This window comes from Nostoc sp. 'Peltigera membranacea cyanobiont' 210A, from assembly GCF_002246015.1.
Classification (GTDB): domain Bacteria; phylum Cyanobacteriota; class Cyanobacteriia; order Cyanobacteriales; family Nostocaceae; genus Nostoc.
Window position 1 is genome coordinate 709,397 of sequence record NZ_NOLJ01000003.1, and the last position, 26,611, is coordinate 736,007.

Sequence of the window (26,611 nt, forward strand, 5' to 3'; positions counted from 1 at the left end):
CGAGATCCAAGAGTGAATGATGATGAGTGGAGGGCGATTGCTCTCCTTTTTAACTCGGAACTTCGTGCTTTGAACTGCAACATCCCAGATTTAAGGGTGAATTTTGGTGAGTGAAAGGCGTAGGCGTAGCCCGTCAAAGACATCGCTTTCATAATTCCTAGCAGAGTTGAAGGTACAAAGCTTATCCTTGGCAAAGCAAAACCTTAAGTGCTGGAATTTTGCTTATTTTCAGGAAACTTACACTTCACCTCAATTTCAAAATTACTCTCCGCCGAACCTTCAGTTACGAAGGGGATACCAGTTTTTCCGCCTATCTTTAAGCCAAACTTCAGAGTTACCTCTTCGACTTCAGCAGCACCTAAATTTTTAAAAGCGCCAATGGCATATTTGGTATAAGCTCGAATTTGATGGTGAACTTCCTCAATCTTGACAAATGCCTCTTCCCGAAAGCCGTAGGATTCTTTCTCCTCATCAACCTCCGGTGTAACTATTTCTGGAACACTTGGCGTTTCCTTTGACTCGAACAGAATTGTATAGATTTCCCCGTCTTCTTCAAAGACTAAACGTTCTATGTTCGACATCAAGCCCTCAGAGTTTAGGTGTATTTAAGTTATCTTATTCTGTAACAGACAATTTAAATACGTATAGATGGCTCGTTACGCGCTTGTAGTTGGCATTACAGATTATACAAATCAGCTTTCCAACCTCACAAAACCAGCTACGGATGCCGAAGCAGTCGCGCAGGTACTAAAAACGCATGGTGATTTTGAGGATATCGCTGTTCTCAAAGGGAAAGTTAGCACAAATAAGTTGGCTGAAGCTTTAAAAACACTTTTGCAACAACAAGCAGTTAAAAACGAAGCGCTAATTTACTTTACAGGACATGGCATCACTGTATATGACAGCTTAGGAACCCAACAAGCATATCTAGCAACCTCTGACTTAACAATTGTCACTCAAGGCAAACAAATTATTGAACAAACAGGCGGGATTAGTCTTTTAAGTCTCAACAATTTAATTAGAGACTCCGACTTGAGTAGTCTAGTAGTATTGTTAGATTGCTGTCATAGCGGTGAATTTTTAGAACGCAATCTCATCGAAAAAACTCTGACTGCCTTTATTTCACAGCGCGATTACTACTTTATTGCTGCTTGCAGAGGTTTTCAACAAGCTTATGCCAAAAAAAGCGAACAACACAGTATTTTTACAACAGCTTTGCTGGCTGGTTTGTCAGCAGACAACACTAACGATCGCGGACGGGTGACAGGCGATCGCCTCTTCGATATACTTGCTACAGAACTTAAAAGCAGTGGTCAAGAACCAATCCGCATGGGTTGGGGGCGTTCCATTACGTTAGTGCGGTATCAGCCTAAACAAACAGAGGTAGTTATCGATGAAACTTGTCCCTATCGGGGTTTAGAGGCTTTTAACAAAGAACAAGCACGGTTTTTTTTCGGGCGAGAGAAAGTGATCCAACTGCTGATAGAAAAACTGGGACAAGCGAATTTTGTACCAGTGATTGGCGCGTCGGGGAGTGGTAAATCTTCAGTAGTTCGGGCGGGATTGATTCCAGCTTTAGAAAAGAATGGCTGGCAAATCTTAGAGATAACACCAGATATCGAGCCGTTAGCTGAATTAAGAGGAGTTTTTAAACAATATTTTTCCAACTCAAGACAACTCTATGACTACATCCGCTATCACCCGAATGGTTTACGTCAGGTAATTTCTTGTCTGCCAACTTCCCAGAACTTTTTATTAGTGGTGGATCAATTTGAAGAAGTGTTCACCCTTTGTTCGCAAGAAGAAGAGAGACAACGATTTATTGAGTTATTAACAGAATTTCTCCCTTTAGAAGGATGTTTTGAGGAAAGTTCGCGGTTGGCAATTGTCACTACAATGCGAGCAGATTTTCTCGAACCCTGTTTGAGCTATAAATCGCTGACTAACCTAATTCAGGAACAGGCAGTTTATATGCCGCCATTGGTGGGTGCAGAATTAGAAGAAGCGATCGCATCTCCGGCAAATCTGCAAGGTTATCAATTGGAAAAAGGATTACTGGGAGCTATTCAACACGAAACGATCGGACAAGAGAAAGGCTGCTTACCGTTATTGCAGTTTGCCCTCACTGAACTTTGGGAACAGCGCGATCGGCAAGCTCATTTGTTGACAGTCGCTAAGTACAAGAAATTGGGTGGAGTTATTGGAGCATTAAATCGTCATACAGAAAAACTGTATAAAAGTTTCACAAAACAGCAGCAAGATTGGGTAAAGCAGATTTTTTTGAATTTGGTGCGTACTGGTGCAGAAGCAAAAGATACTAGACAGTGGCAACCGAAAGCGAAATTGTTGAACATTGCTGGTGATAAATCAAGGAATCAAAAAGCTATAAGTAATGTCCTAGAAAAACTAATACAAGGACGCTTAATAGTAGCTGACACGGAAGCGACAGGAGAAGTTTGGATCGATTTAGCTCATGAAGCCTTAATGGAAGGTTGGCAAAGATTTGCTAACTGGCGTCAAAAAGGGCGGGAACTGCGGCGACTCATTGATAGAGTAGAAGATGCTTTACGGGAGTGGCAAAAGCAGCCCAAGGATGAAAATTTAATGATGGGTGGATTGCTGACAGAGGTGAAGGAAAATTGGGACAAATTACAGTTTTTATTATCGCCTCAAGCCAAAAATTTTTATCAACTCAGTAATGCTTTTAAACAGCACCAGGATGCTTTTCAACAGTACCAGATTGCTACCTTAGAAAAGGCACTGACTGAATCAAGATTGCGAGAGAAAGCCGTGAGGGTAGAGAATTTATTGACAGTCCAACCCCTAAATAGTCTAATGTTGGCAATTCAAGCTATGGGTGAGAATTTAGATAAACTACCCCAGCAGATTCTCGCACCAGTTCAAAACAGTTTGAATAAAGTGACAAATAAAGCAATAGTCTCCATTCGCTTTGATGGTCATGAGTATTATGTCAGGTCTGTCGCCATTAGCAGCAATGGGCAGACGATTGTCAGTGGCAATCGTAACGGCACAGTGCGGTTGTGGAACCGCCAAGGTTTTCCCTTAACTGAACCTTTGCGTGGTCATGAAAATGATGTCAGTTCTGTGGCCATCAGCAGCGATGGGCAGATGATTGTCAGTAGCGGTAGTGACGGTACAGTGCGGTTGTGGAACCACCAAGGTCTTCCTTTAGCTGAACCTTTGCATGGTCATAGCGGTGTTGTCACTTCTGTTGCCATTAGTGGCGATGGGCAGACGATTGTCAGTGGTGGTGAAGACAGCACAGTGCGATTGTGGAACCGCCAAGGTCAGTCTGAACCTTTGCATGGTCATAGGGGTGTTGTCACTTCTGTGGCCATTAGTGGCGATGGGCAGACGATTGTCAGTGGCGGTCGTGACGGCACAGTGCGGTTGTGGAACCGCCAAGGTTTTCCCTTAGCTGAACCTTTGCGTGGTCATGAAGGTGTTGTCTATTCTGTGGACATCAGCGGCGATGGGCAGACGATTGTCAGCGGCGGTCGTGACGGTACAGTAAGGTTGTGGAACCGTCAAGGTCAGTCCTTAGCTGAACCATTGCGCGATCATACAGGTGATGTCAGTTCTGTGGCCATCAGCGGTGATGGGCAGACAATTATCAGTGGCGGTCGTGATGGCACAGTGCGGTTGTGGAACCGCCAAGGTTTTCCCTTAGCTGAACCTTTGCGTGGTCATGAAGATGATGTCAGTTCTGTGGCCATCAGCAGCGATGGGCAGACAATTGTCAGTGGTGGTCGTGACGGTATAGTGCAGTTGTGGAACCTGCAAGGTCTTCCCTTAGCCAAATCATTCCGTAATCATGAGAGTTGGGTTACTTCTGTGGCCATCAGCGGTGATGGGCAAAGGATTGTCAGTGGTGGTCGTGACGGCACAGTGCGGTTGTGGAACCGCCAAGGTCTTCCCTTAGCTGAACCTTTGCGCGGTCATGAGAGTGTTGTTAATTCTGTGGCCATCAGCGGTGATGGGCAAAGGATTGTCAGTGGTGGTCGTGACGGCACAGTGCGGTTGTGGAATCTACAAGGTCTTCCCTTAACTGAACCTTTGCGCGATCATGAAGGTTCTATCCATTCTGTGGCCATCAGCGGCGATGGGCAGACGATTGTCAGTGGCGGTCGTGACGGCACAGTGCGGTTGTGGAATCTACAAGGTCTTCCCTTAACTGAACCTTTGCGCGATCATGAAGGTTCTATCCATTCTGTGGTCATCAGCGACGATGGTCAAACGGTTGTCAGTGGCGGTAGTGACAGCACAGTGCGGTTATGGAACCTGCAAGGTCTTCCTTTAGTTGAACCTTTGCGCGATCATGAGGGTGTTGTCAATTCTGTCGTCATTAGCAGCGATGGGCAGACAATTGTTAGTGGCGGTAGTGACGGCACAGTACGGTTGTGGAACCTGCAAGGTCAGTCTGAACCTTTGTGTGGTCATGAAGGTTCTGTCTATTCTGTGGCAATCAGCGGCGATGGGCAAACGATTGTGAGTGGTGGTCGTGACGGCACAGTGCGGTTGTGGAACCTGCAAGGTCAGTCCTTAGCTGAACCTTTGCGTGGTCATGAAGGTTCTGTCTATTCTGTGGCCATCAGCGACGATGGGCAAACGATTGTCAGTGGTGGTAAAGACGGCACGGTGAGGTTGTGGCGGGGTGGTTGGCGTACATGGTTGCAAGTCTGTTGCGACAGGTTGCGTTACCATCCCATCTTCACCAATCCGCAAACTGAAGAAGCAAAAGCCGCCTGCGAAGTCTGCCGTAAATATGTTTGGAGTAAAGTAAGCGGGTAAAAACACACACGGCAATGCCGTGCCTCTAAGAAGGTCTGTACTCAATTCAATTGCAAACGGCTATCAAAGCAGTAAGTGTCGGTTTCCGCTGGCAGGAACTTGCTGCTTACCTGCACCTACGAATACACGAACACGCCCTCACCTTCCTGGATTTGCAATATATCTATGCATTGGTACGGGGGGTAAAAATGATATCAGGTTCGGTTAAACACTTAGTTAAACACTTATAATATCTGTAGGTTGGGTGGAGGAACGAAACCCAAGATGGGATCTAAGTTTGTGTTGGGTAACACTAAAGTTCCACCCAACCTACATTGATAAATTTTATGATAAGTAATCACCCGAACTTGATATGACTGGGCGGCAGAGATGTTAGAGAGTATGCAAACTTATGGAGAAAACGTCTTATATCATGTCTGGCTAATTATTTATAATGCTTTTTTAGGCAGTATTCAGGATTTTTATTCATACTTGTTATTTCTAACGGTACAAGACAAAGAACTAAAAATGGTGCAATTTAAAAGTAGTGTAAATATGGTCAATTATGGACGCTGCCAAACGCCTTGCAACTCTAAATCGCATCCGCAAACTCAGCCGTCTGATGGATACATCAATACGTATCCCTTTGACAGGATTTCGCATTGGCATAGACCCAATCATTGGTCTAGTTCCAGGTGCTGGTGATTTAATCAGTACAGCGTTTTCAGCTTACATTATATTTTTAGCTACTCGGTTTGGCATCCCGCGTCAAGACTTAGCCAAAATGATTTTTAATGTAGGTTTGGAAACAGTCGTTGGTACTGTGCCTTTGGTGGGTGATTTGTTTGATGCTTTCTATAAATCCAACATTCGGAATTTGGCAATTTTAGAGCAACATTTGACAGTAGTTGAACCAGAACTAAAAAAAGTGTCTGATGAACTTTACTCTCAAAAATTCCGCCAAATTTAAGTAGGAAAAGAGCGTAGTTTACGGCCGCAGGCATTACCATTGCACATTGACTATGTATTTTCTAGTAGATTACTAGCCAGTTGTAGAGAAGCGATGACCGAGCGCTGTGGGTGGTCTGTTGAGTTCTTCTACAGCGTTGGGTCAACAACTGGCGATTTGCGTCTGTTCTGTTGATATCTCATTTAAACGGCAATTCAGAGACAAGTTATGCCAAATTGCCAGAAACTTTGAAGGTGGTATCGTCACTTCAACTTTTTCTTAAAAGAGAAATGGAAAGAATTGATGGGCGAACCTATCGGTTAAATTCAGCCTTGGTGTAATTGAAAATATTGTAGAGTATAGAATTGTCCTAAGTATTGCCCTACGCAACTCCCCCTATGACTACCGCACCCTTAAGCTGGGAAGAACTAGAAACGCTCACGGACTATCAAATAGATACCGTTAATGGTCTCACCAATGCTAGAGCCAGGTTGCGCTTGTTTGGTCAGCCGGAATCTGATGTGCGGGTAACGCTGTACCGCGATAACCACGCCTGGTGTCCTTACTGTCAAAAAGTTTGGTTATGGCTAGAGGAAAAACAGATCCCCTACCGCATCGAAAAAGTGACAATGTTCTGCTATGGGGAGAAAGAAAGTTGGTACAAACGTAAGGTACCATCAGGAATGCTCCCCGCGATCGAGCTAGATGGACGGATTATTAAGGAAAGCGATGACATTTTGATCGCTTTGGAAAAGGTATTTGCTCCATTGAATCAAGGGATGGAAGACCGCGCGGTGCTGACTCTACGTCAATTAGAACGACTTTTATTTAGAGCCTGGTGCGCTTGGTTATGCTCTAGAACCGATTCCTTTCAACAAGAACAACGCAACCGAGAACAATTTATCGGAGTGGTGGCTAGGGTAGAGTCGGCTCTGGGTAGCACCCCAAGCCCTTATTTTCTAGATAACTTCGGCATCGTTGATGTCATTTTTACGCCATATCTCGAACGGATGAATGCGAGCCTTTACTACTACAAGGGCTACTCACTGCGAGAGGAAAACCCTCGTTTGAGCGCATGGTTTGCGGCAATGGAAAGCCGACCGACCTACTGCGGTACCCAGAGTGACTTTCACACCCACGCACATGATTTGCCGCCTCAGATGGGGGGCTGTTGGGAAAACGGCGAAACCCAGATGCTTTTCAATAAAGCGCGGGTGGATAACGGCCCCTGGTTCGGGCTACCAGATGTTACTTATCCAGAACCAGAAAACTCCCGCATGGAAGCTCTTAAACGAACAATCGATCACCGGATCAATATTATCCGAGTCAACCCCTTAGATGATAAATTGTTTGATCGAGCGCTACGTTGTGCTTTAACACACATGATGACAGGGGAAGACTGTGTACCTCCATCGGGATCTGATGTCGCTCTCCGATATTTGCGCGATCGCATTAATGTACCACGAGACATGTCTATCTACGCAGCCAAGCGATTGAGGGAATCCCTGGAGAAAACCGCAGCCCTTGCAGGTGATGGGCAGCCAGCCCCCATTCCCACTAAGCATCGACGAGATCAAGACCCGTCTAACTTTGCCATCAAGTAGGATTTCAGATATTTATGCTTAAGCGAATGGCGGCAACCATGTAGCGAAATCTAGTCTAATAACTCAGTATAATTACGAGCAGCTTCAAGAGAACAAGCCCAAACTGTATTTTAGAAATAGTAAGTGCTACTGTTGAACACACAGCCTTTTTTACATCTAGGCTAAGTCCTCGCTTGCGGCTACCAACAACTGTGATTTGATAGCCAGAAAATATTCTATTTGTTAATATTTAAAAATGCCACAGTGCTTGACCAATTAACGGATTGGTTGAGTAAGTAACGAATAAACAAATTTTTAATAGTCTGTATTTCCTCAGTTGTCAAATTTGCAGCCAGACGATCGGCATAACTTGGTCGATTAAGATTAGAAGTAAATAAACGCTTGAGAAAATTGTCAGAGATGTGCATTGGTGTCAAATACTCTTCAAGAACCACTTGTACGTAGTGTCCATTTGAAGCAAAAGCCTGACGCAAATCGTCAGCGTCCCAGTTAAGCATGGGGTCAGACGCATCTGTATAAATAGCTTCTTCTGCTAAAACTAATCGCTCATACAATTGGGCATCGAGATTTTGGCTGGGCAGTAAGCGGTAAAATCTTTGGGTATGACGAGGTACTGTCTCAGCTAAAATAAGCTTGACTGAGTGCGGGATCAATTGACCTAAAACTTGAGCAGCAAGTCCCTTATCTGATTCCGAGGCTAGTATATTGCGCCCGATAATAGAGTCAAACTGTAGATTTGGTGCAAGAGATGCCAGCATAGCAGGTATCTGTGCAGCAGATGCAGTAAAAACTATTGGTCGCATTGTTTCAGGAAGTGCCGCAGCTTGTTCAATTAAAGCATTGGCATCAGAGCTATTGCGAACACAGGCATAAACCCCGCCTTCAGGAACTTGCCGGATTGCTTCCCAAGTAAGTAAACCAGTAGCGGCATTTAAATCCAATACTAAATGATGACGTTGTAATTGAGCGAAAGTGAAAATGCGATCGCGCACAGATGCTAATTGTGTACTTACCTGAGAAAGTGTGCGTTGCAACCAGCGCTCATCTGCTCGATCAACAGTTCCATAAGTCATGACTTCTATTGGTGCAACACCAATACCTTCTACTATTGCAGCAAGTTGAGCTTCTCGACGACGTGCCACTTGTGTTGCGATTTGGTGTTCATAACCTTGGGTTGATGGTTGGTAAAATAATTGACCTTGCAAGCTCTTGGGTAAATATTGCTGTTCTACCCAATGATCTCGATAAGCGTGAGGATAGAGATAACCCGCTCCATGCCCAAAACCTTTTTTATCCCGATTGGCATCTTTAAGATGAGTGGGAACTTCTGCAACATTTTCAATTTCTACTGCTGCTAAAGCATCAAAAAAACCCATAAGGCTGTTGGACTTGGGTGCAGTCGCTAAATAAAGTACTGCCTGTGCCAAATGATAACGCCCTTCCGGCATTCCCACACGATCGAATGCTTCGGCACAGGCATTGGTGACGACAACTGCTTGTGGATCGGCTAATCCGACATCTTCGCTGGCCAGAATTAACATCCGACGGAAGATAAATCGGGGGTCTTCACCTGCATAAACCATTTTAGCCAACCAGTAGAGTGCTGCATCTGGGTCAGAACCTCGTAAGCTCTTGATAAAAGCACTAATGGTATCAAAATGGGCATCCCCTTCTTTGTCGTATAAAACAGCACGCTGCTGAATTGATTCTTCTGCCACTGCTAGGGGAATATGAATAACACCTGTAGCATCGGGTGGTGTAGTCTCTACAGCCAGTTGCAAAGCATTCAATAATGAACGAGCATCACCGTTAGCAACATTAACTAAATGATCTAAAGCATCTGCGTCAATTTGTACTGTTAACTTGCCATAACCGCGTTCAGAATCAGCTAGTGTTTGCTCAACAATTTTATATAAATCTTTATCAGTTAATTGCTGAAGTTGAAAAATCCGCGAACGGCTGACAAGTGCTTTATTGACTTCAAAAAAAGGATTTTCGGTGGTAGCACCAATGAGAATGATTGTACCATTCTCTACCCAAGGCAATAGAGCATCTTGCTGAGACTTATTAAAGCGATGAACTTCATCGACAAAAAGAATAGTTCGTTGATTATGGAACTTGCGCTGTTGTTGGGCTATTTCAATTGCCGCTCGAATTTCTTTAACTCCCGAAAGTACGGCATTGATAGCGATGAAGTGAGCGCGGGTGCTGTTGGCAATAACCCGCGCTAAAGTAGTCTTGCCAGTCCCTGGTGGCCCAGAAAAGATTAATGAAGACAGTTGATCCAAGCTAATAGCACGCCGCAGTAGCCTTCCTTGTCCGATAATATGATCTTGACCAACAAATTCATCAAGTGTCCGTGGACGCATTCGAGCCGCTAGGGGTGCTTCTTCTTCAGTTATTTTTGCAAGATGCTGGTCAAATAAATCCATTATTTAATTACTGCCAACTCTGATTTTTAAGAAAAATAAATTACTATCTGATTAATTCTGACAACATTTGCTCTAGAATTTCTTCGTCTAAGGAGTGCAGCATTGGTGGGCAACAAGAAATTCTTTGATCGCCCAAATCAAATCAATTGTCTTTTCTGAGAAATTCCTCATCGTAATGTCGCATACTCTATTGGCTGTCTCTTCTATCCACTGGGGTGTTATTCTTCAGGTTTTTGAGTATACATTCTATGCATATCTGAGAATTGCAAGGATTTTTCATCTAAAATCCCAAATTGGTATGATTTATTTTTCGGAAATCCCTGAGTATAATTCTGATACCAATTGAAAAAAATCCAGAAGCCAGAATTCACAAGTCACAACTTTCGTCGTCAGGGTCTTAAACCTCTGTAATTTATCCACCAGTCGGACTCCAATACAAGCAAGATAATTCTGGCGAAAGTTGCTGGAGTGCGATCGCAGCAATTAATGAATCGGTGTTAAGTGCATGACAACAAACTTTTATCAACCATGCGCTATCAGTTTGGCGGGCATCATAAAAAAGCTAATTCCTAAAGAGGTTAGTCATGGGAACTCCTGATTCAGACGCACTGGTATTTTTTGGGGCAACAGGTGACTTGGCCTACAAGAAAATCTTCCCCAGCCTTCAGGCAATGGTACGACGGGGCAATCTTAATGTCCCAGTGATTGGGGTTGCCGGACGACCTTGGACGACGGAGCAACTTCGGGAAAGGGCACGTGATAGCCTAGAACATCATGGTGGTATAGATCAAGCCGCATTTGAGAAACTTTCTGGACTACTCCAATACGTTGCTGGTGACTACAACAAACCAGAAACTTACGAAAAATTACGTCAAGCCCTTGGTGATGCCACTCGTCCCCTATACTATCTGGCAATTCCACCCAGCCTGTTTGCACAAGTAGTATCAGGATTGGGCGAATCAGGGTGTGCTAAAAATGCGCGGGTGGTAATTGAAAAACCATTTGGACGGGATTTGGAATCAGCACGCGAGTTAAATAAAATTCTGGCATCAGTTTTTCCCGAATCTGCCATCTATCGCATCGACCATTACCTGGGCAAAGAACCACTGCTGAATTTACTCTATTTTCGGTTTGCCAACTCTTTTCTCGAAGCCATCTGGAATCGCAACTATGTTGAAAGCATCCAGATTGTGATGGCAGAGGACTTTGGCATTCAAGGAAGGGGGCGCTTCTATGAGGAGACTGGTGCAATTCGAGATGTAGTGGAAAACCATATGCTGCAAGTATTGGCTTCAGTGTGCATGGATGCTCCCGCCAGTACTGCTACCGATTCCATTCGGGATGAAAAAGAGCGTATTCTCAAAGCTATACCTTCAGTGCAACCCGATGATATTATTCGCGGTCAATTTTCTGATTACCGCAATGAAGAAGGTGTTGCGCCTGACTCCCAAGTAGAAACTTTTGTTGCCGTGCGGTTATTTATTAATACGTGGCGGTGGTCAGGAGTTCCCATCTACATCCGGGCTGGGAAAAAATTGCCTGTTAAAACTACTGAGGTGATGGTCAAGTTCAAGTGTCCACCTTTAGATGTGTTCCAGGAGGGAAGACAAGAAAACGCTAATTATGTTCGTTTTTTACTAGATCCAGAGGTAATTGTGGGATTGGGCGCTCGCACTAAAATCCCTGGAGAAGATATGATCGGCTCTGCGGTTGAACTCCTGGCCTTTTATGGAGGTGGCGACGAGATGGAACCCTATGAACGTCTGTTAGCTGATGCTATGCGGGGCGATCCCACCTTGTTTGTACGGGAAGATACTGTAGAAGAGGAATGGCGGATTGTCCAGCCAATTCTCGATAACGTCACACCCGTTTACGAGTATGAGCCAAATACATGGGGGCCACCTGAGTCAGATCAACTGCTCTTGCCAAAGGATCAATGGTATAATCCCTTGTCTAAAGAGTAGTATATATTACTCATAATCTGGGCAATATCAAGGAATTTGGCGAGATGCGATAATTTTAATCATTTACAAAGTATTTTTTGCGCATTTAGCAGGGGATGCGGTTTATTTATAAATCCTGTATTCAACCTGTGACAGATGAGTTAGCAATTCGCGGTTATCACCAAGAATGGAAGCACCTGATGAAAGCTAATTTCAAGCTAACCGCACAAGCAGTTGAACATGATTAGGCAATCCAAATGAAAAGACCTGGATTTATTGAGCGTCATCACCTGTGGACAGAAATCCAAAAACAAGCATCTGAAAAGATCGAGGCTGTTGTCAAAGAACGGGATTTATTGTTGATTCGTACCGCTTGGTCAGACCAGCATGGGATTGTTCGCAGCAAATCGCTCTTACCCCAGACATTTTTCAGTGCCTTAGAAAACGGTATGCAAATCAGCACAGGGACATTCCTGTTTGATACTGGTGGTGCAATAGTATTTAACCCGTTTGTGCCTGGCGGTAGTTTAGATATGCCTTTGATGACAGGTGCGCCAAATCTTGTGGCTGTTCCTGACCCTGATACCTTCAAAATTCTCCCTTGGGCAAAACGTACTGGCTTTATTCTCTGTGACGAGTACTTTCAAAATGGTCAGGCAATGCCCTTTTCCAGTCGCGGTATTTTGCGCCAATCATTGGTAGAGTTACATCAAAGAGGATTGGAGCATATTGTCGGCTTAGAAGTTGAGTGGTATCTGGCAAAGTTGGAAGATCCGATGTTAGCGATCGCTAATGTTGGTACTTCTGGAAAACCTGGTGAACCTGCCAAAGTTAGCGCTGTAGAGCATAGTTTCCAATATCTTTTAGAATCCCATAATCCAGAGATTCACGACTTGCTGCGTATTCTGGCAGAAAACTTAGTTGAAATGGGATTGCCTTTAAGGAGTGTAGAAAACGAAGGAGGTGCCGGTCAATTTGAATTTACCTTTGACCCGATTCCGGCATTACAAGCTGCGGATACAATGATGATATTCCGAATGGCGACCAAGCAAATCTGCCGTCAACAAGGTTACATCGCATCATTTATGTGTCGTCCAGGATTGCAAGGTTCTTCTTCCAATGGCTGGCATTTGCACCAATCCCTTGTAGACCAAAGCACAGGCGAGAACGCTTTCATGTCTGCAAACTCCAAATCCCTAATGTCAGACTTAGGTAAACATTTCGTTGGTGGTCTTCTGAAACACGCCAATGCTGCTTCTGTGTTCACAACCCCAACAATTAACGGCTACAAAAGATTTAGGCCTTATTCTCTAGCTCCTGACCGTGCCGGATGGGGATTGGAAAACCGAGGGGCAATGATTAGATTACAAGGCGGTTTTGATGACCCCACCACCCATATTGAAAACCGAGTTGGAGAACCAGCAGCCAATCCTTATCTGTATATGGCATCGCAATTGATTTCTGGGCTAGATGGTGTAGATCGTAAAGTTGATCCTGGCTCCCCAACAGAGTCACCTTACGCTACAGAAAGCCCGACCTTACCCAAAAGTTTGCCAGAGGCGATTTCATATTTGAGTCAAAGCGAACTTTTTTCTCAGAAAATGGGGCAGCAGTTCATCAACTTCATCATCAAAATGAAAGAGAGTGAAATCAATCGCTTTTTGCAGTCTGTCGCTGATCGTCCACCAGAAGACTATTTAAAGCAGGTGACTAACTGGGAGCAAAGAGAATATTTTGAATTATTTTGAAGTGAATAATTCTTGGAAATCTCGCGCTTTTAAAGATCGCCCCGTACATACTTGCTTAAGAAAAATTATTATATTTTTAACTTTATACAAGCATAATTGCGCAAAAGTAAATATTTATAAAGGATGAATTAATACTTGTTTTGGTAAGTCAATACCTTCGCCAATTTCCGAGGGTGAGTTGATGTATAAACTCTTATTTTGGCAAAGATATTGGTAAGTATTATGTCATATCATACAGGTACAGTATAAATTTAGATTCACTTGTTATAGGAGGAAGATTGTGTCTGAAAACAAACCAGAAGAGTTGAATTCACAAGCAGTACCATTCTTTGCTCGATTCTTGGAAGGGCAAAGCCTTGAAGACCTTTCTGATGAAGAATCAAAAGCGATTATCGGTGGATGCAATAATGCCACAAACCAGAATAATGATGAAGGTGTCCAAACTCTGAAGTTTCCATCCGATCAGGAAGATGGCACTACAGTAACCAAGAAGCACCCTTCTAATAATGACAAGTACGCTGTTACTCAGAAGTTTCCTTCAGATAGTGATGACAGATAGTCGTCTTGACCTTCATAGCTGCATACTTTTGACTACACCAAAGATGCGGTTTTAAAATTATTGTCAGTATAAAAATACATTTAGCTTTGCCAACTTCATCTAGGGGTTGGCTCCCTATTAAAATTAAGTTCACTTTTTTAATATTTTGCTTTTTGCTTTCTCAGTAGTTGACAATCGTGAAAATGCCAAAACTAATAAAAATATTTTATGCACCTTCAGCGTGATGATCGCTGAGATTTTAAGTAATTCAGCTAATTGATTACGACTTCTCTTTAGCTGGCGTTGCAATACCGCGTTTAACTAGACTCGCTTCAAGTTCCTGAATGAATTTTAAGTCTTCCTGCAATAGAAGCTGGCTTTCGCTAGAAGAAAGATTTTTTTCCAGAAAAGCAAATGCTTGCCGAAATTGACGCGGATTTGCTTTAATTAGCGAGTCAAAGTGACAGGGAATAATCTGCTGAAAATCCCACCTTGCAACTGTATCAGCCCAGTTGAGGACTTGGCTTGGGGCTTGAGGAAGAATGAGGATTTGCAAAATTGGTGCGACAAATGGTCGTCCCTGACCTCGTAGAGCGTCGAATGCCTGTTTCCAGGTTTCTTGCCAGCGAAAAGGAAATAAACCAAAGTACGTTTTTAGCGATCGCTGTGGTGCTTTGAGAGCATCACGAAACATCTGTCCGATTGAAGCAACTTCTAAGGCACTAGGACGGAAGTAAAGCGCAAATAGTGAAATGCGTTGCCATCCCTTGCGACGGTTGTCTTCATTGTCCTCGATCGTTTCCGAGGCATTGTCCCTGGCATGAAACAGTAAGGGATAAGGATCTAATTGGAGGATTTCTGGTGGGTCAACTGGCACAGAAAGGATAGAATCAGTTACAAGCAGAGTGTGCGATCGCTTGTGAAACACTGCAACTTCTGCAAAAGATCCTCGTCCCAAGTCGATGTCCAATATTGCATAGTCAAACTCCAGAGCGAAGGGAGCAAGGCTTGAGTTCTCTGGGAGTTCTTGAGTTCGTTTTTGGGGAAAGCCTAGCCAACTAAGCGGCAGATTGAACGGAAAACTCCACTGGTGCGGCGCAACAAAGACTTGTGCTTGAGGAAAGCGACGAGCAAAGGGGCCAACGAAGACTTTATGCTCCAGACCAGAACTGGTTGGCAGTAAAATGTACTTAACTTCACCGTGCTTTGCTACCAACTCATTAACCAAGCGGACACACTCAGTTGTTGGAGCAACGGGTGCATAGACCAGAAGTCCTCCAGCAGAGAGCTTGACGATAGTCATGCGAATCGGCACGATGGTGTAGAGAATGCCGTGAAGCTGATCGAATGTCCAGATAGTGTCCTGAACTATTTCCTGACGAAGTGTCCGCCGCCTGCCGTAGGGGTAGAGTGGGACAGCAGCCCAGAATGGCCATGACCAATCCTTGGGGTTGTTCAAAGGAGACATCCCTCGATCTTGTAGTTCAACCTTCGACTGAGATCGTTGTGAGTTCATCGTCGTTCCATTGTCCTGGCGCGGGCCAGTTATGAGAGTGCTGTAGTGGCTACAAGATTGATATAGCACGCTTGTCGGGCGAGGGCAACTGGCTAAAATCCCTACACAACACAACACTTGTCGGTAAAAGATTCTTTTTACCGAATCTTCCCATGAGCCGGGGCGCGAGGGTTTATGGGACATTGGATTACCTACCTCCAATTGCGATCGGCGCTTCTCTATCGCGGGCTAAGTCATTGTCTACATTTTGTATACAGAGGTAAACAAGCAGTTGAAAAGTGACTTTTCAAAATTGAATAAGCATTAATACTTAATTAAATATTTTGTAAACTTATTGATTTTTTGAGCAATACTATCTATACTTAAAAAGTAAGTAAAAAGTAAGTAAAAAGTAAGCCAAAATTAAGTAAGTTAATTTTGGTATCTGTTTTTGCAAAGCTGTACGGTGTTAAGTTATGAAACAAGAATCCTCAAAAATTAGACTGAGCCTGGATGTTTCCTCTGAATTGAATGAAACTATTACTCAATTAGCTAAAAAATCCGGAGGAAGCAAAAGCGATATTTTACGTAAAGCAATAGCTTTAATGGAAGTTGCTGTTGATGCCAAAGAAAGAGGTGAAAAAGTTGCATTATTAAATAAAGATCAGACAGTAAATAGAGAAATTGTTGGAATATAGTCTGTCTTAAGTTACTTTATTTAATTAGTCATGTTCAACAGTCCTCAACTTTTTGGCGTCCTTTTTTAGCATTTAATACTAAAATTCCTTAATATAATGTATTAAGGAATTTTCCTATTTGTAAGGGGTATAAATGACTGATTATAATGAAACAACTAAAAGTTTAAAAAATATTCATGACTTGGACGTACTCTGTAAACAAAAAGGATACAATCAGTATGATTTAAATCAAATTGATGTATCTACATTAATAGAATTATTGTTATACAAAGGTGAATTAGATGAAACTGTATTAATTGAATCTTTAGAAATGGAAATTATTAACAAGCAATTGGAAAAGTTGTCTGCAAGGCTTTCGTGTAGTAAAGAACAAGTGATTTGTAAAGCAATTGCTTTGTATGAGATTGCTTGTAACGCTCCTATCGATAATAAAAAAATAGCATTAGTTGATGATAAAACTGATTATGGTGAGCAAATTACTGGGTTTTAATTATTTTGCTATTTAACTAATATAAGGATTTTATTTTATATATTTATGACATCAAATAATCCTAATAACCAAACACAGAATGTATCTGGTACGCCAATAGATTTAAATCAAAAAGCTAAAAATATAGAGCTAAAGTTAGATGAAACAGAATATATTATTAAAAGTCCAAAAAGCAAAGTTGAAGAATGGAGTAAAATTGGACGTGAAGTCTCAATAACTTTAGCTTCTCTTACTGCCATAGGCTTTATGTGCTATTTTTGTTTTCAAACAATTCAATCAAATAAGACATCATCTGATGATAAAAAATGGGCACAATCTACTCTTACATTCATTGTAGGAGGAGGGGTTGGATATATTTCAGGGAAGAGTCAAAAAGATTCTTGAGTTACTAAAGGTCACAAACGTGGCTCACCACAGCTAAAGTATTTATTCTTCGTTGAGTGTGTGGGCACTTTCTATAAAATCGAGCATTCTGTTAGTCAAAAGCCCAGAAAAAAGGGAGTGCGACAATCGGCTGTGGCTGGTGAAGTTGCGTGTTGCGGTAACTTCCGACTTCAGCAGCTAGTTCGTGGAAGTCGGAAGTTAGGAGTTGCGATCGCGTTTCACAAGGCCGACAATCCCATTAGGGGTTAAGTCCCAATCGCGAGAGAAGCGCCATCGCGCTCCGACTGCATCAGAATTTGCATTGATGACCGTTGCAGTTTTCGTTGTACCTAAACTGCGATCGCGAATGAGCGGACGGTGAGTAACTTGTTAAGATGATGTTGACTCAAAATCAGTCACAGCAAACCATCACTGACCACCACTTAGAAGCATGAAGCATCTGTCAGACTACAACTTCTTCGATCCAGAAGTGCTTGTGTGCCCTTATGAATTCTACAAGCTGGCACAGGAGCAAGCACCAATTATGGAGCTACCAAGTCCCACAACGGAAGCAAAACTCTTTCTTGTTACTCGCTATGACTTAGCGATCGAAATTCTTAAGGATACAAGAGTATTCTCTAGCAATTTCTCGACTTTACTAGCTGGCAAAGAACAACACGATCAGGAGTTGCAGAAAATTGCGGCTCTTGGCTGGCCTCAGATGAACACCCTACTGACGGCAGATCCACCAGAACACGAGCGATTTCGCTCGCTGGTGAATAAGGCATTCACCTCATCGCGTATCAACAAAATGCGTGACTTGATTGAGCAGATTGTTGATGAACTGATTGACAGTTTTATCGATCGCGGCAAGTGTGAATTCGTCAGTGAGTTTGCCGTACCCTTACCGCTCAAAGTTATTGCTCAACAGTTAGGTGTGCCGCAAGCAGATTTGCCGAAGTTCAAGCAATGGTCTGATGCTTTTATTGCGCGTTTAGGTAACTTACTTTCTAGGGAGCAGGAAATCGAGTGTGCTAAAGATGTTGTTGCTTTTCAGCATTATTTTCATGATGTCATCGAGTCACGCCAAAAACAGCCTCAAGATGATTTGATCACTGACTTGGTACAGGCAAAAGTGGATGGAGAGCGATCGCTCGACACTGCTGAACTACTGAGTATAATTCAGCAAATATTAGTGGCAGGCAATGAGACTGTCACCAGTGCGATCGCAGGTGGGATGTTGTTGCTGACAAACAACAAAGAGCAGATGAAGTTAGTACAAACAGATATTTCTCTGTTAGAAAACTTTGTTGAAGAAGTTTTACGAATGCAAAGTCCGACAGCAGGAATGTGGCGAGTTGTGACGGAAGATACAAAGCTTCAAGATGTCGATCTCAAAGCTGGGTCTTTAGTGATGCTCCGCTTCGATGCTGCTAACCGCGACTCGCTAAAATTTATTGAAGGTGAGCGTTTCGATGTGCGCCGCCATAATGCCAGCAACCACCTATCTTTTGGTCATGGGATTCATTTCTGTTTGGGTGCTATGCTTGCTCGTAAGGAAATGCAGATCGCATATCAGCGTTTGCTGCTACGCCTGAAGGACATTCGCTTGGCACAAGAAGGATACCAATATTTACCAAATGTACTCATGCGGACACTGAAGCACCTCAATATTGAGTTCGACAAGGCATCATGAACCACCAGTTCGGTAATAAATACTACTAGAATTTCGATAGGAGGTAAAAACAATGCTACGAACCATTGAAGGAATTTATAAAAACGGCAAAATCGAACTAGCTGAAAAACCACAAGGTATTACTGAAAGCAAAGTCTTTGTTAAGAGGTAATCCACAGTTGGCTGTCTTTGTCAATGCGTAAGTTCTATTGTTGTAACATTTAATGTTCGATAATTTTAAAGAGTAAACAGCTTGCAAATAGAGAATTGGCGTTCTTCGTGACGTACCTACACCTGCTCGAAGAGAGGTGTAGGCTTCTCAGAGACTCTTCGTTGAAGACATAATCTGAGCTTTTAGATCGTGCGTCCCACGATTCTTTATATTTAGAGAAGCATTTAGATCCCGACACAAACTGACCCTACAGTTAGGACAATTGTGCATTCTTTGGGCTAATGGCTTCTTTACTTTGTGACCACAACTAGAACACTCTTGGCTTGTACCGTTTGGATTCACAGCTATTACCTTCAAACCAGCGTTTTCGGCTTTGTTTGAAAGTATGGTTAAGAACTGTCCCCATCCAGCGTCACTTATACTTTTAGCCAATCTTGATTTAGCCAGTTTTTTTATATTTAATTTTTCAACAGCAATAACATCATACCTTTTGAGTAAAGAGTTAGCAGTTTTGAAATGGAAATCCTTTCTAGTATCAGCAACTTTTTTGTGTTGCTTACCTAGTTTATTAATAGCTTTCTTGCGTCGGCTAGAACCTTTCTTTCTTCTAGAAACCTTGCGTTGTGCTGATTTTAATTTACGCTCGGCTTTACGTAAAAACTTAGGCGCTGCTATCCTTTCTTTGTCAGAAGTAACAATAAAATCAATTAATCCAACATCAATACCAACTATATTCTTGGCATCAAAATCAGGCAAAACCTGGGGAATTGATTTGTCATCAAGGCTTAAAGTGACATAGTATCCATCAGCTTTTTTGGTGAGAGATACAGTTTTAATATCGAATCCATCAGGTATTGGACGATGAACAATCACCTTAATATCCCCAATCTTTGAGAGCGTTATTCTCTTGTTGATAAAATGCTCTTTCTTGAATTGTGGATAGGTGAAAGTTTTATATTGACATGCAGCTTTGAATCTAGGCTTACCGCTACGCTTGCCATTAGCATCACCTTTTATCCAACGATCAAAAGCTATCTCAACTTTTTTTGGTACTTCTTGCAACACCTGAGAGTGAATGCTTTTGTACCAAGGACGGTCTTTTTTTAGTTGGGTTAGCGTTGCTTGCTGATTAAAGCGATTAGGTTTATCTTTTAATTCTGGGATATGGCAAGCAACAAGTGAACATCTATCTATAGAGCAACGATTTTGCTCATACCAGTCAAACCTTTGAGCGAGCTGATAGTTATATTGACACCGCAGCATATCTAATGTTTTGTCAATATGCGCTGCTTGTTCTCTAGTTGGCTTTAATCGGTACTGATATGATATTTTCACTTTTTCGACCAAATCGGTGTTATTTTTTTAATATACACTGATGTAGATATAGTTGCAGCAAAATATGAAAAATGATTTTGTTTCTAATGTTGGTCTGTTAGCGACCTGAAAGTACATTTAGTATTGGTTACTAAATATCGGCGTAAAGCATTTACATCTGAGATGCTAAGTAGACTAAATGTTGTAATGCAAGAATTACTAGAAAAGTGGGATTGTAAGCTGGTAGAATTTAATGGAGAGGAGGATCATGTACATTTGCTTTTTAAATATCATCCAGACGTTGAACTTAGCAAGTTAGTCAATAATCTAAAGTCTGTATCATCTAGAAAACTCCGGCAAGAATTTGCAGAACACCTAGAGAGTTTTTATTGGAAAGATGTGTTCTGGAGTGGTTCTTATTTTGTTGCTAGTTGTGGTGGTGTTACCGTATCAACTCTTAGAAAATACATTGAAGCGCAAGAATCGCCCTCTGAATCAATTTAGAAATTGCTCGTTGACTCCATGTCTTCTTCCCTCTCTACGAGACGCTAACGCGAACGCTGTCGCATTGGTCAGAAGACAGTCGTCAACTCACTCGCATTCATCCCACACTCCGTCTAGTGAGATGTGGGACTTCTGCTGTAAAAGTTAAATTACATATCAATGTATTGGAAATGGGGCTTTAGGCTATTAATCGGATTTTTGGGGCTGTGGCTACTGTTGGATCTGGGTTCCCGTCTGGGAGCAGAAATTTTTTGGTTTCGGGAAGTCGGCTATCTCCAAGTATTTTTGTTGAGGCTGGTGACTCGTGGTATTTTGTGGGTAGTCGTGGCTGGAATAACTGCTGCCTATCTACTGTTAAACCTGGCTTTAGGACAACGGCTAAAATATTCCCAGTCTCTAAAGATTGAGCAAGCAGAACTCAACAGTGAATTAACAAATTTTCTCAGTCCTAATTATCCAAGACGCGACGAAACCCAGATACTTGCGCCACAACGCTTTCAAGCATTAAAATTGCGCTGGTTATTACCCTTAACTCTGATATTGAGCCTGTTAATTGGGTTAATGCTGGCTCACTATGGTCAAATTGCTCTTTTCTACTGGCATTCTCCAGTTAATCAGGCTATTCTACCCATTCCCGCTCTATTTCGACCGGAGACAATCTGGCAGCTTTTGAGGCAGATTGTCTCTCAAATCTGGTATCTCGGTTTAATTGGGGGAGTAGCGATCGCCATCTTAATCTATCCGCAATTTTTACTGACTGCGATCGCAATTCTCTCTAGTCCCATTTTTGCCTTCATCATATTCCGACACTGGCCCAAGGTGCTGCAATATTTGCACCCTACTCTTTTCAACAGCACTGAGCCTTTATTTGGTCGAGATATCAGCTTTTACGTATTTTCCTTACCCTTTTGGGAACTGCTAGAACTCTGGCTGATGGGATTATGTTTGTATGGCTTCGTCGCCGTTACTCTCACTTATCTCTTATCGGCGGATAGTTTGAGTCAGGGAATTTTCCCCGGTTTTTCGCCCCAGCAGCAGCGTCATTTATTCGGTATGGGTGGCTTGTTGATGCTGGTAGTGGCTCTGAGTTATGGGCTGAGTCGCTATGAACTCGTGTATTCTAGCCGGGGAGTCAGTTATGGTGCTAGCTATACCGATGTGACAGCCCAGTTGCCAGCTTACACCGTTTTGTGCATTGTGGCAGTAGCGATCGCCTTTTACCTCCTTTGGCGAACGTTTTTCTGGAAACCCAAATCTCGGTATCGTCGCTTTGTCTTTTACGGGTTAGGGGTTTATTTAGTATTAGTTGTAGCTGCTGATGTTGTTTTACCTACTGTGGTGCAATATTTAATTGTTCAACCTAATGAGTTGCAACGAGAGCAACCCTACATTCAGCGGACTATTGCCTTAACTCGCCAAGCATTCGATTTAGAGGCGATCGATGTTAGAACCTTCAACCCGCAAGGAACATTGACTGAAGCTGATATTCAAAAGAACGACTCGACAATTCGGAATATTCGCCTTTGGGATCAGCGACCACTGTTAGAAACTAACCGTCAGCTGCAACAAATTCGACCGTATTATCGGTTTCCCGATGCCGATATCGATCGATATACTCTGAAAACAGATGCAACTTCACGCCGACCCTCTCAAAAGCTACCAGAACCTAAGCAGGAAGCAGTTGAATCAACAGAACGGCGGCAGGTACTGATTGCCGCACGGGAATTAGACTACACTGGCGTACCACAGGAAGCCCAAACATGGGTTAACCGCCATTTAATTTATACCCACGGTTTTGGGTTTACTGTTAGCCCAGTTAATACAGTTGGGGCGGGTGGTCTACCAGAATATTTTGTCAAAGATATTAGCGGTGATAGTAGCGCTCTCACAACTTCCAGTAAAGCCATTCGTGAAAGTATTCCGATTGGGCAACCACGAATTTATTACGGTGAAATCGCCAATGCCTATGTAATGACTGGCACAAGAGTTAGAGAGTTAGACTATCCTAGCGGTAGTGACAATGTTTACAACTCTTACGATGGTCTGGGTGGTGTTGAAATCGGTTCAGCATGGCGACGCTGGCTATTTGCCACGTATTTGAAAGATTGGCAGATGGTGCTGACACGAGACTTTTTGCCAGAGACAAGGGTGCTATTGCGGCGAAATGTCAAGGAAAGAATTCAAGCGATCGCGCCCTTCCTAAAATTTGACAGCGACCCCTATTTGGTTGCTACTACCGCTAATCAAGATTTCCCCAGTAATCCCAGTTATCTTTACTGGATTGTTGATGCTTACACAACGAGCGATCGCTATCCCTACTCAGACACTGGTAGCGATGGTATCAACTACATTCGTAACTCGATCAAGGTAGTGATTGATGCTTACAACGGCAGCGTTAATTTTTATATTGCCGATCCCAACGATCCCATCATTGCCACTTGGTCAAAAATATTTCCCAACACCTTCAAACCGCTTAATACTATGCCAGTGACTCTCCGCAGTCATATCCGGTATCCAGTGGACTTCTTCAAAATTCAATCTGAGCGGTTGATGACCTACCACATGACCGACGCCCAAGTATTTTACAACCGGGAAGACCAGTGGCAGATTCCTAATGAAATCTATGGCACTGAACCCCGTCCGGTAGAGCCGTATTATTTGATTACTAGTTTACCCACCGTAGACTTTGAAGAATTTCTGCTGTTTTTACCCTATACTCCGAGACAGCGGACTAATTTAATCGCTTGGTTAGCGGCGCGATCGGATGGCAAAAACTACGGTAAGCTGGTGCTATATGTCTTTCCTAAAGAACGCCTGATTTACGGAACAGAGCAAATCGAGGCGCGGATTAACCAAGACCCAGTAATTTCTCAGCAAATTTCCTTATGGAATCGCCAGGGTTCGAGAGCAATTCAAGGCAATCTACTAGTAATTCCCATTGAGCAATCGCTGCTGTATGTCGAGCCAATCTATCTAGAAGCCACACAGAATAGTCTGCCAACTTTGGTACGGGTAGTAGTTGCTTACGAAAACCGGATTGTCATGGCGCAAACCTTAGAACAAGCATTGCAGGGAATCTTTAAACCAGAAGTTACACCAGCGCCGGCGATTATCCGTCCCTTTGAAGAAGCAGTCCCACCAGGTTAAGCGATTTTAAAACTAAAAAGTTAGATAAGTATCAACATAAAATGAGTTAAAAAAAGCGCATTTTTTTAACTCTATGTTCCCTATTTTATTTCAGTTTTTTCATCTGAAAATTTTCCTTTCAAAATTGCAGTGACTTTTTTACATACCCCCAAACTCCTTTTCCCAAGCTGCATATAAGATTCAAATTACCGTGTAATAGCCTGATAATCAAGGGGTAATAGAAAACATCCTACTTTTCCTACTTTTCCTACTTTTTATCTATAATCTTTTCCTATACATGGGCAATTTTCAATCAGATATAAGATTAGTATTTGATTTTTGAAATGCACGTAGTTGACTGTCTACGCAAAATAGTGCATTAGATGTAGGTTGGGTGGAGCGGAGCGCAACCCAACATATATAGGAATCCGGTTTGATTCCTGAATTTAGTTGCGTAGACAGGGTACAGAGAACAGTAAAGAATGGATATATCCGTACTGAGTCTTGTTCAAAAATCAAATAGGAGTCCTATATTAATCAGGATGTTGGGTTACGCAAAGCCTCCACCCAACCTACAATTTTTTTGCTTTTCCTATATATAGGCAATTTCCAATCAGATATGAAGATGAATATTAAAATTAACTGATGAAATATTTCTTATGGGATATTGATAACACACTAAAAATTTATTCACCACTGATGAGCTAGAAAATTTATTATGTCTTTTTCATCTCAGAAAAATCGATTTTTCAGTAAGTTTAATCGCCGAGATTTCAGGACTAGCCAGTTAAGTTGGCTGATTATATCTAGCATCTTTTTATTTTTAGGAACTACTGGTGGTGTAGTGCAAGTCAAAACAGCACAGAAGTCAGGGTTCACACTACAACTTTTACATGCTTCCGACCAAGAAGCAGGTGTCCCAGCGCTGAAGGATGCACCGAACTTTTCGGCGGTGTTGAATGCACTGAAAAATCAGGATGCTAATGGTGATGGTAAACCTGATTATCCTAATACCTTAATCCTTTCATCTGGAGATGCTTATATTCCCAGTCCCTTCTTATTTGCCAGTGACACAGTTTTTGGTGGTCAGGGACGAGGAGATATTTTAATTTTAAATGCTCTTGGGTTTGGTGCGATCGCCTTTGGTAATCACGAATTTGATTTAGGTACGGGTGTTGTCGCCGACTTACTCCGTGCTAAAGAAGATTACCCAGGTACAAAATTTCCCTATCTCAGCACGAATCTAGACTTCACCACTGATAAAGACCTGGCAAAATTAGTTACTGCTGATGGACAAGAGGCAAGTAAAATTCCGAATAAAATTGCCCGTAGCACCATCATTACCGTCAATGGTGAAAAAATTGCTGTAGTTGGGGCGACAACTCCCACACTGCGAACTATTTCTTCTCCCGGTGGTGTGACTGTGTTGCCTAAAGAATTTAATAACCGTGATGCCGCAGATATCGCCGCCTTAGCTGCTGAAATTCAAGCTTCTGTTGATACACTGCTGACAAAAAACCCAGAGATTAATAAAGTAATTCTGTTAGCACACATGCAGCAAATTGCGATTGAGCAAAAGCTAGCACAATTACTTAAGGGAGTAGATATTATTGTTGCTGGCGGTTCCAATACCTTACTAGCCGACAAAACAGACCGTCTGCGAGTGGGTGATAAATCTGCTGGAACTTATCCAATCATCAAAAAAGCCGCAGATGGAAATCCGATAGCTGTAGTTAATACCGATGGAAACTATCGTTATGTTGGTCGTTTAGTAGTTAACTTTGATGCCAAGGGAGTAATTATTCCTAAAAGTATTGACCCTAAAATTAGTGGTGCTTATGCGACTGATTCCCAAGGTGTCGCAGCTGTAGGTGGAAAACCCGATGCCAAAATTGTTGCCATTACAGAAGCACTCAAAAAAGTGATTATTGCCCAAGATGGTCAGATTTTTGGGAAAACCAACGTTTTCCTCAACGGCTGGCGGGGTGATGTCCGCACCCAAGAAACCAATTTAGGGAATTTGACAGCCGAAGCTAATTTAGCGATCGCTAAACGATACGATCCTAAAACTGTCATTTCCATCAAAAATGGTGGTGGTATTCGTGACAATATTGGTATCTATACTTTTCCCCCAGGTTCGACTCGCTCACAGGATGTTATCAAACTACCACCCCAAGCAAATCCTGTAGCAGGTAAGAAAGAAAAAGAAATTTCCCAACTTGATATCGCCAATGCTTTACGGTTTAACAATAGCTTGACTTTAGTAACTATGAATGCTAAAGAACTAATAGCAGTAATTGAACACAGTGTAACAGCCATAGCGCCGGGTGCTACCCCTGGTAGTTTTCCCCAAGTAGCAGGATTAGCCTTTAGCTTTGACCCAGATTTGCCAGCAGGTAAACGTGTTAAATCCCTAGCTATCAAAGATGGAAAAGGCAAAATTATTGATGTAGTAGTGAAAAATGCAGAGTTAGTGGGTGACTCTAATCGCATCTTCCGCGCTGTCACCTTAAACTTTCTGGCAAGTGGTGGTGATGGTTATCCTTTTCCTAAAAGAGAGCGGGTTGATTTGACATCAAAAGATGCTAAACGTACAGGTTTAGCTACCTTTGCTGCTGATGGTTCTGAACAAGATGCGTTAGCAGAATACCTGGCTGCTAACTTTAAGCAGATTCCATTTGTTCAGGAGGATGTACCACCTACCAAAGATACTCGCATTCAAAATCTGAAGCTGCGTAAAGATGTGGTATTTTGAATCATATCATGTCC

General features: G+C 42.6%; 17 protein-coding genes and 1 pseudogene. 14 read left to right on the top strand and 4 right to left on the bottom strand.

The genetic code is table 11. The features are described from left to right. Nucleotides 1-203: 203 nt before the first annotated feature. Nucleotides 204-581 carry a CU044_2847 family protein gene (locus tag CDG76_RS12325; RefSeq protein WP_094349282.1) on the bottom strand — a complete coding sequence of 126 codons (378 nt, stop codon included), beginning with the start codon at nt 579-581 and terminating at the stop codon, nt 204-206. A 67-nt stretch (nt 582-648) separates the two neighbouring features. Between CDG76_RS12325 and CDG76_RS12330 the strand changes: the two genes are divergently transcribed. From CDG76_RS12330 to CDG76_RS12340, 3 genes are all read left to right on the top strand, one after another. Next, nucleotides 649-4,812, top strand: a complete 4,164-nt coding sequence (locus CDG76_RS12330) for an nSTAND1 domain-containing NTPase (protein ID WP_094349283.1) — start codon at nt 649-651, stop codon at nt 4,810-4,812. Between the two features lie 544 nt (nt 4,813-5,356). Next, nucleotides 5,357-5,761, top strand: coding sequence for a DUF4112 domain-containing protein (locus tag CDG76_RS12335; protein WP_094349284.1), 405 nt, complete (start codon nt 5,357-5,359; stop codon nt 5,759-5,761). A 377-nt stretch (nt 5,762-6,138) separates the two neighbouring features. Next, entirely contained in the window at nt 6,139-7,344 is a 1,206-nt protein-coding gene (locus tag CDG76_RS12340) for a glutathione S-transferase family protein (RefSeq protein ID WP_094349285.1), read from the top strand. 215 nt (nt 7,345-7,559) lie between these two features. On the opposite strand, the gene CDG76_RS12345 is transcribed toward CDG76_RS12340, so the two are convergent. After that, nucleotides 7,560-9,776, bottom strand: coding sequence for an AAA family ATPase (locus CDG76_RS12345; protein WP_094349286.1), 2,217 nt, complete (start codon nt 9,774-9,776; stop codon nt 7,560-7,562). A 584-nt stretch (nt 9,777-10,360) separates the two neighbouring features. On the opposite strand from CDG76_RS12345, the gene zwf reads away from it, so the two are divergent. The 3 genes from zwf (at nt 10,361) to CDG76_RS12360 (ending at nt 14,026) form a co-directional block, all read left to right on the top strand. Further along, a complete protein-coding gene (gene zwf, locus CDG76_RS12350) occupies nt 10,361-11,740 on the top strand; it encodes a glucose-6-phosphate dehydrogenase (protein WP_094349287.1) in 1,380 nt (459 codons plus the stop codon). Between the two features lie 236 nt (nt 11,741-11,976). Further along, entirely contained in the window at nt 11,977-13,467 is a 1,491-nt protein-coding gene (locus CDG76_RS12355) for a glutamine synthetase family protein (protein ID WP_094349288.1), read from the top strand. A gap of 280 nt (nt 13,468-13,747) precedes the next feature. After that, nucleotides 13,748-14,026 carry a microviridin/marinostatin family tricyclic proteinase inhibitor gene (locus CDG76_RS12360; protein WP_094349289.1) on the top strand — a complete coding sequence of 93 codons (279 nt, stop codon included), beginning with the start codon at nt 13,748-13,750 and terminating at the stop codon, nt 14,024-14,026. A 259-nt stretch (nt 14,027-14,285) separates the two neighbouring features. On the opposite strand, the gene CDG76_RS12365 is transcribed toward CDG76_RS12360, so the two are convergent. Continuing rightward, nucleotides 14,286-15,521 (bottom strand): DUF4336 domain-containing protein, encoded by a 1,236-nt coding sequence (locus CDG76_RS12365; RefSeq protein ID WP_094349290.1) that lies wholly within the window; start codon nt 15,519-15,521, stop codon nt 14,286-14,288. 455 nt (nt 15,522-15,976) lie between these two features. Between CDG76_RS12365 and CDG76_RS12370 the strand changes: the two genes are divergently transcribed. From CDG76_RS12370 to CDG76_RS12385, 5 genes are all read left to right on the top strand, one after another. Then, nucleotides 15,977-16,198, top strand: coding sequence for a ribbon-helix-helix protein, CopG family (locus CDG76_RS12370; RefSeq protein ID WP_094349291.1), 222 nt, complete (start codon nt 15,977-15,979; stop codon nt 16,196-16,198). A gap of 133 nt (nt 16,199-16,331) precedes the next feature. Next, nucleotides 16,332-16,688 (top strand): hypothetical protein, encoded by a 357-nt coding sequence (locus tag CDG76_RS12375; protein WP_094349292.1) that lies wholly within the window; start codon nt 16,332-16,334, stop codon nt 16,686-16,688. A 45-nt stretch (nt 16,689-16,733) separates the two neighbouring features. Then, a complete protein-coding gene (locus tag CDG76_RS12380) occupies nt 16,734-17,072 on the top strand; it encodes a hypothetical protein (protein WP_094349293.1) in 339 nt (112 codons plus the stop codon). Nucleotides 17,073-17,132: 60 nt separating this feature from the next. Next, complete coding sequence (locus tag CDG76_RS38275) at nt 17,133-17,321, top strand: hypothetical protein (protein ID WP_143854078.1); 189 nt, start codon at nt 17,133-17,135, stop codon at nt 17,319-17,321. Between the two features lie 181 nt (nt 17,322-17,502). Further along, entirely contained in the window at nt 17,503-18,747 is a 1,245-nt protein-coding gene (locus CDG76_RS12385) for a cytochrome P450 (RefSeq protein ID WP_094349294.1), read from the top strand. Nucleotides 18,748-19,045: 298 nt separating this feature from the next. Here CDG76_RS12385 and CDG76_RS12390 read toward each other — a convergent pair whose 3' ends face one another. Further along, entirely contained in the window at nt 19,046-20,233 is a 1,188-nt protein-coding gene (locus CDG76_RS12390) for an RNA-guided endonuclease InsQ/TnpB family protein (protein WP_094349295.1), read from the bottom strand. A gap of 64 nt (nt 20,234-20,297) precedes the next feature. Here CDG76_RS12390 and tnpA point away from each other — a divergent pair. The 3 genes and pseudogenes from tnpA (at nt 20,298) to CDG76_RS12405 (ending at nt 26,597) form a co-directional block, all read left to right on the top strand. Then, nucleotides 20,298-20,716: pseudogene (gene tnpA, locus CDG76_RS12395) on the top strand (IS200/IS605 family transposase). Nucleotides 20,717-20,875: 159 nt separating this feature from the next. Beyond that, nucleotides 20,876-23,863: a UPF0182 family protein gene (locus tag CDG76_RS12400; protein ID WP_094349296.1), complete on the top strand. Its 2,988-nt coding sequence runs from the start codon at nt 20,876-20,878 to the stop codon at nt 23,861-23,863. 697 nt (nt 23,864-24,560) lie between these two features. Further along, a complete protein-coding gene (locus CDG76_RS12405; protein WP_094349297.1) occupies nt 24,561-26,597 on the top strand; it encodes a bifunctional metallophosphatase/5'-nucleotidase in 2,037 nt (678 codons plus the stop codon). Nucleotides 26,598-26,611 lie beyond the last annotated feature (14 nt).

Coding starts and splice junctions, on each gene's coding strand:
- CDG76_RS12325 (WP_094349282.1), bottom strand. CDS start 581: ATGTCGAACATAGAACGTTTAGTCTTTGAAGAAGACGGGGAAATCTAT.
- CDG76_RS12330 (WP_094349283.1), top strand. CDS start 649: ATGGCTCGTTACGCGCTTGTAGTTGGCATTACAGATTATACAAATCAG.
- CDG76_RS12335 (WP_094349284.1), top strand. CDS start 5,357: ATGGACGCTGCCAAACGCCTTGCAACTCTAAATCGCATCCGCAAACTC.
- CDG76_RS12340 (WP_094349285.1), top strand. CDS start 6,139: ATGACTACCGCACCCTTAAGCTGGGAAGAACTAGAAACGCTCACGGAC.
- CDG76_RS12345 (WP_094349286.1), bottom strand. CDS start 9,776: ATGGATTTATTTGACCAGCATCTTGCAAAAATAACTGAAGAAGAAGCA.
- zwf (WP_094349287.1), top strand. CDS start 10,361: ATGGGAACTCCTGATTCAGACGCACTGGTATTTTTTGGGGCAACAGGT.
- CDG76_RS12355 (WP_094349288.1), top strand. CDS start 11,977: ATGAAAAGACCTGGATTTATTGAGCGTCATCACCTGTGGACAGAAATC.
- CDG76_RS12365 (WP_094349290.1), bottom strand. CDS start 15,521: ATGAACTCACAACGATCTCAGTCGAAGGTTGAACTACAAGATCGAGGG.
- CDG76_RS12370 (WP_094349291.1), top strand. CDS start 15,977: ATGAAACAAGAATCCTCAAAAATTAGACTGAGCCTGGATGTTTCCTCT.
- CDG76_RS12375 (WP_094349292.1), top strand. CDS start 16,332: ATGACTGATTATAATGAAACAACTAAAAGTTTAAAAAATATTCATGAC.
- CDG76_RS12380 (WP_094349293.1), top strand. CDS start 16,734: ATGACATCAAATAATCCTAATAACCAAACACAGAATGTATCTGGTACG.
- CDG76_RS12385 (WP_094349294.1), top strand. CDS start 17,503: ATGAAGCATCTGTCAGACTACAACTTCTTCGATCCAGAAGTGCTTGTG.
- CDG76_RS12400 (WP_094349296.1), top strand. CDS start 20,876: ATGTATTGGAAATGGGGCTTTAGGCTATTAATCGGATTTTTGGGGCTG.
- CDG76_RS12405 (WP_094349297.1), top strand. CDS start 24,561: ATGTCTTTTTCATCTCAGAAAAATCGATTTTTCAGTAAGTTTAATCGC.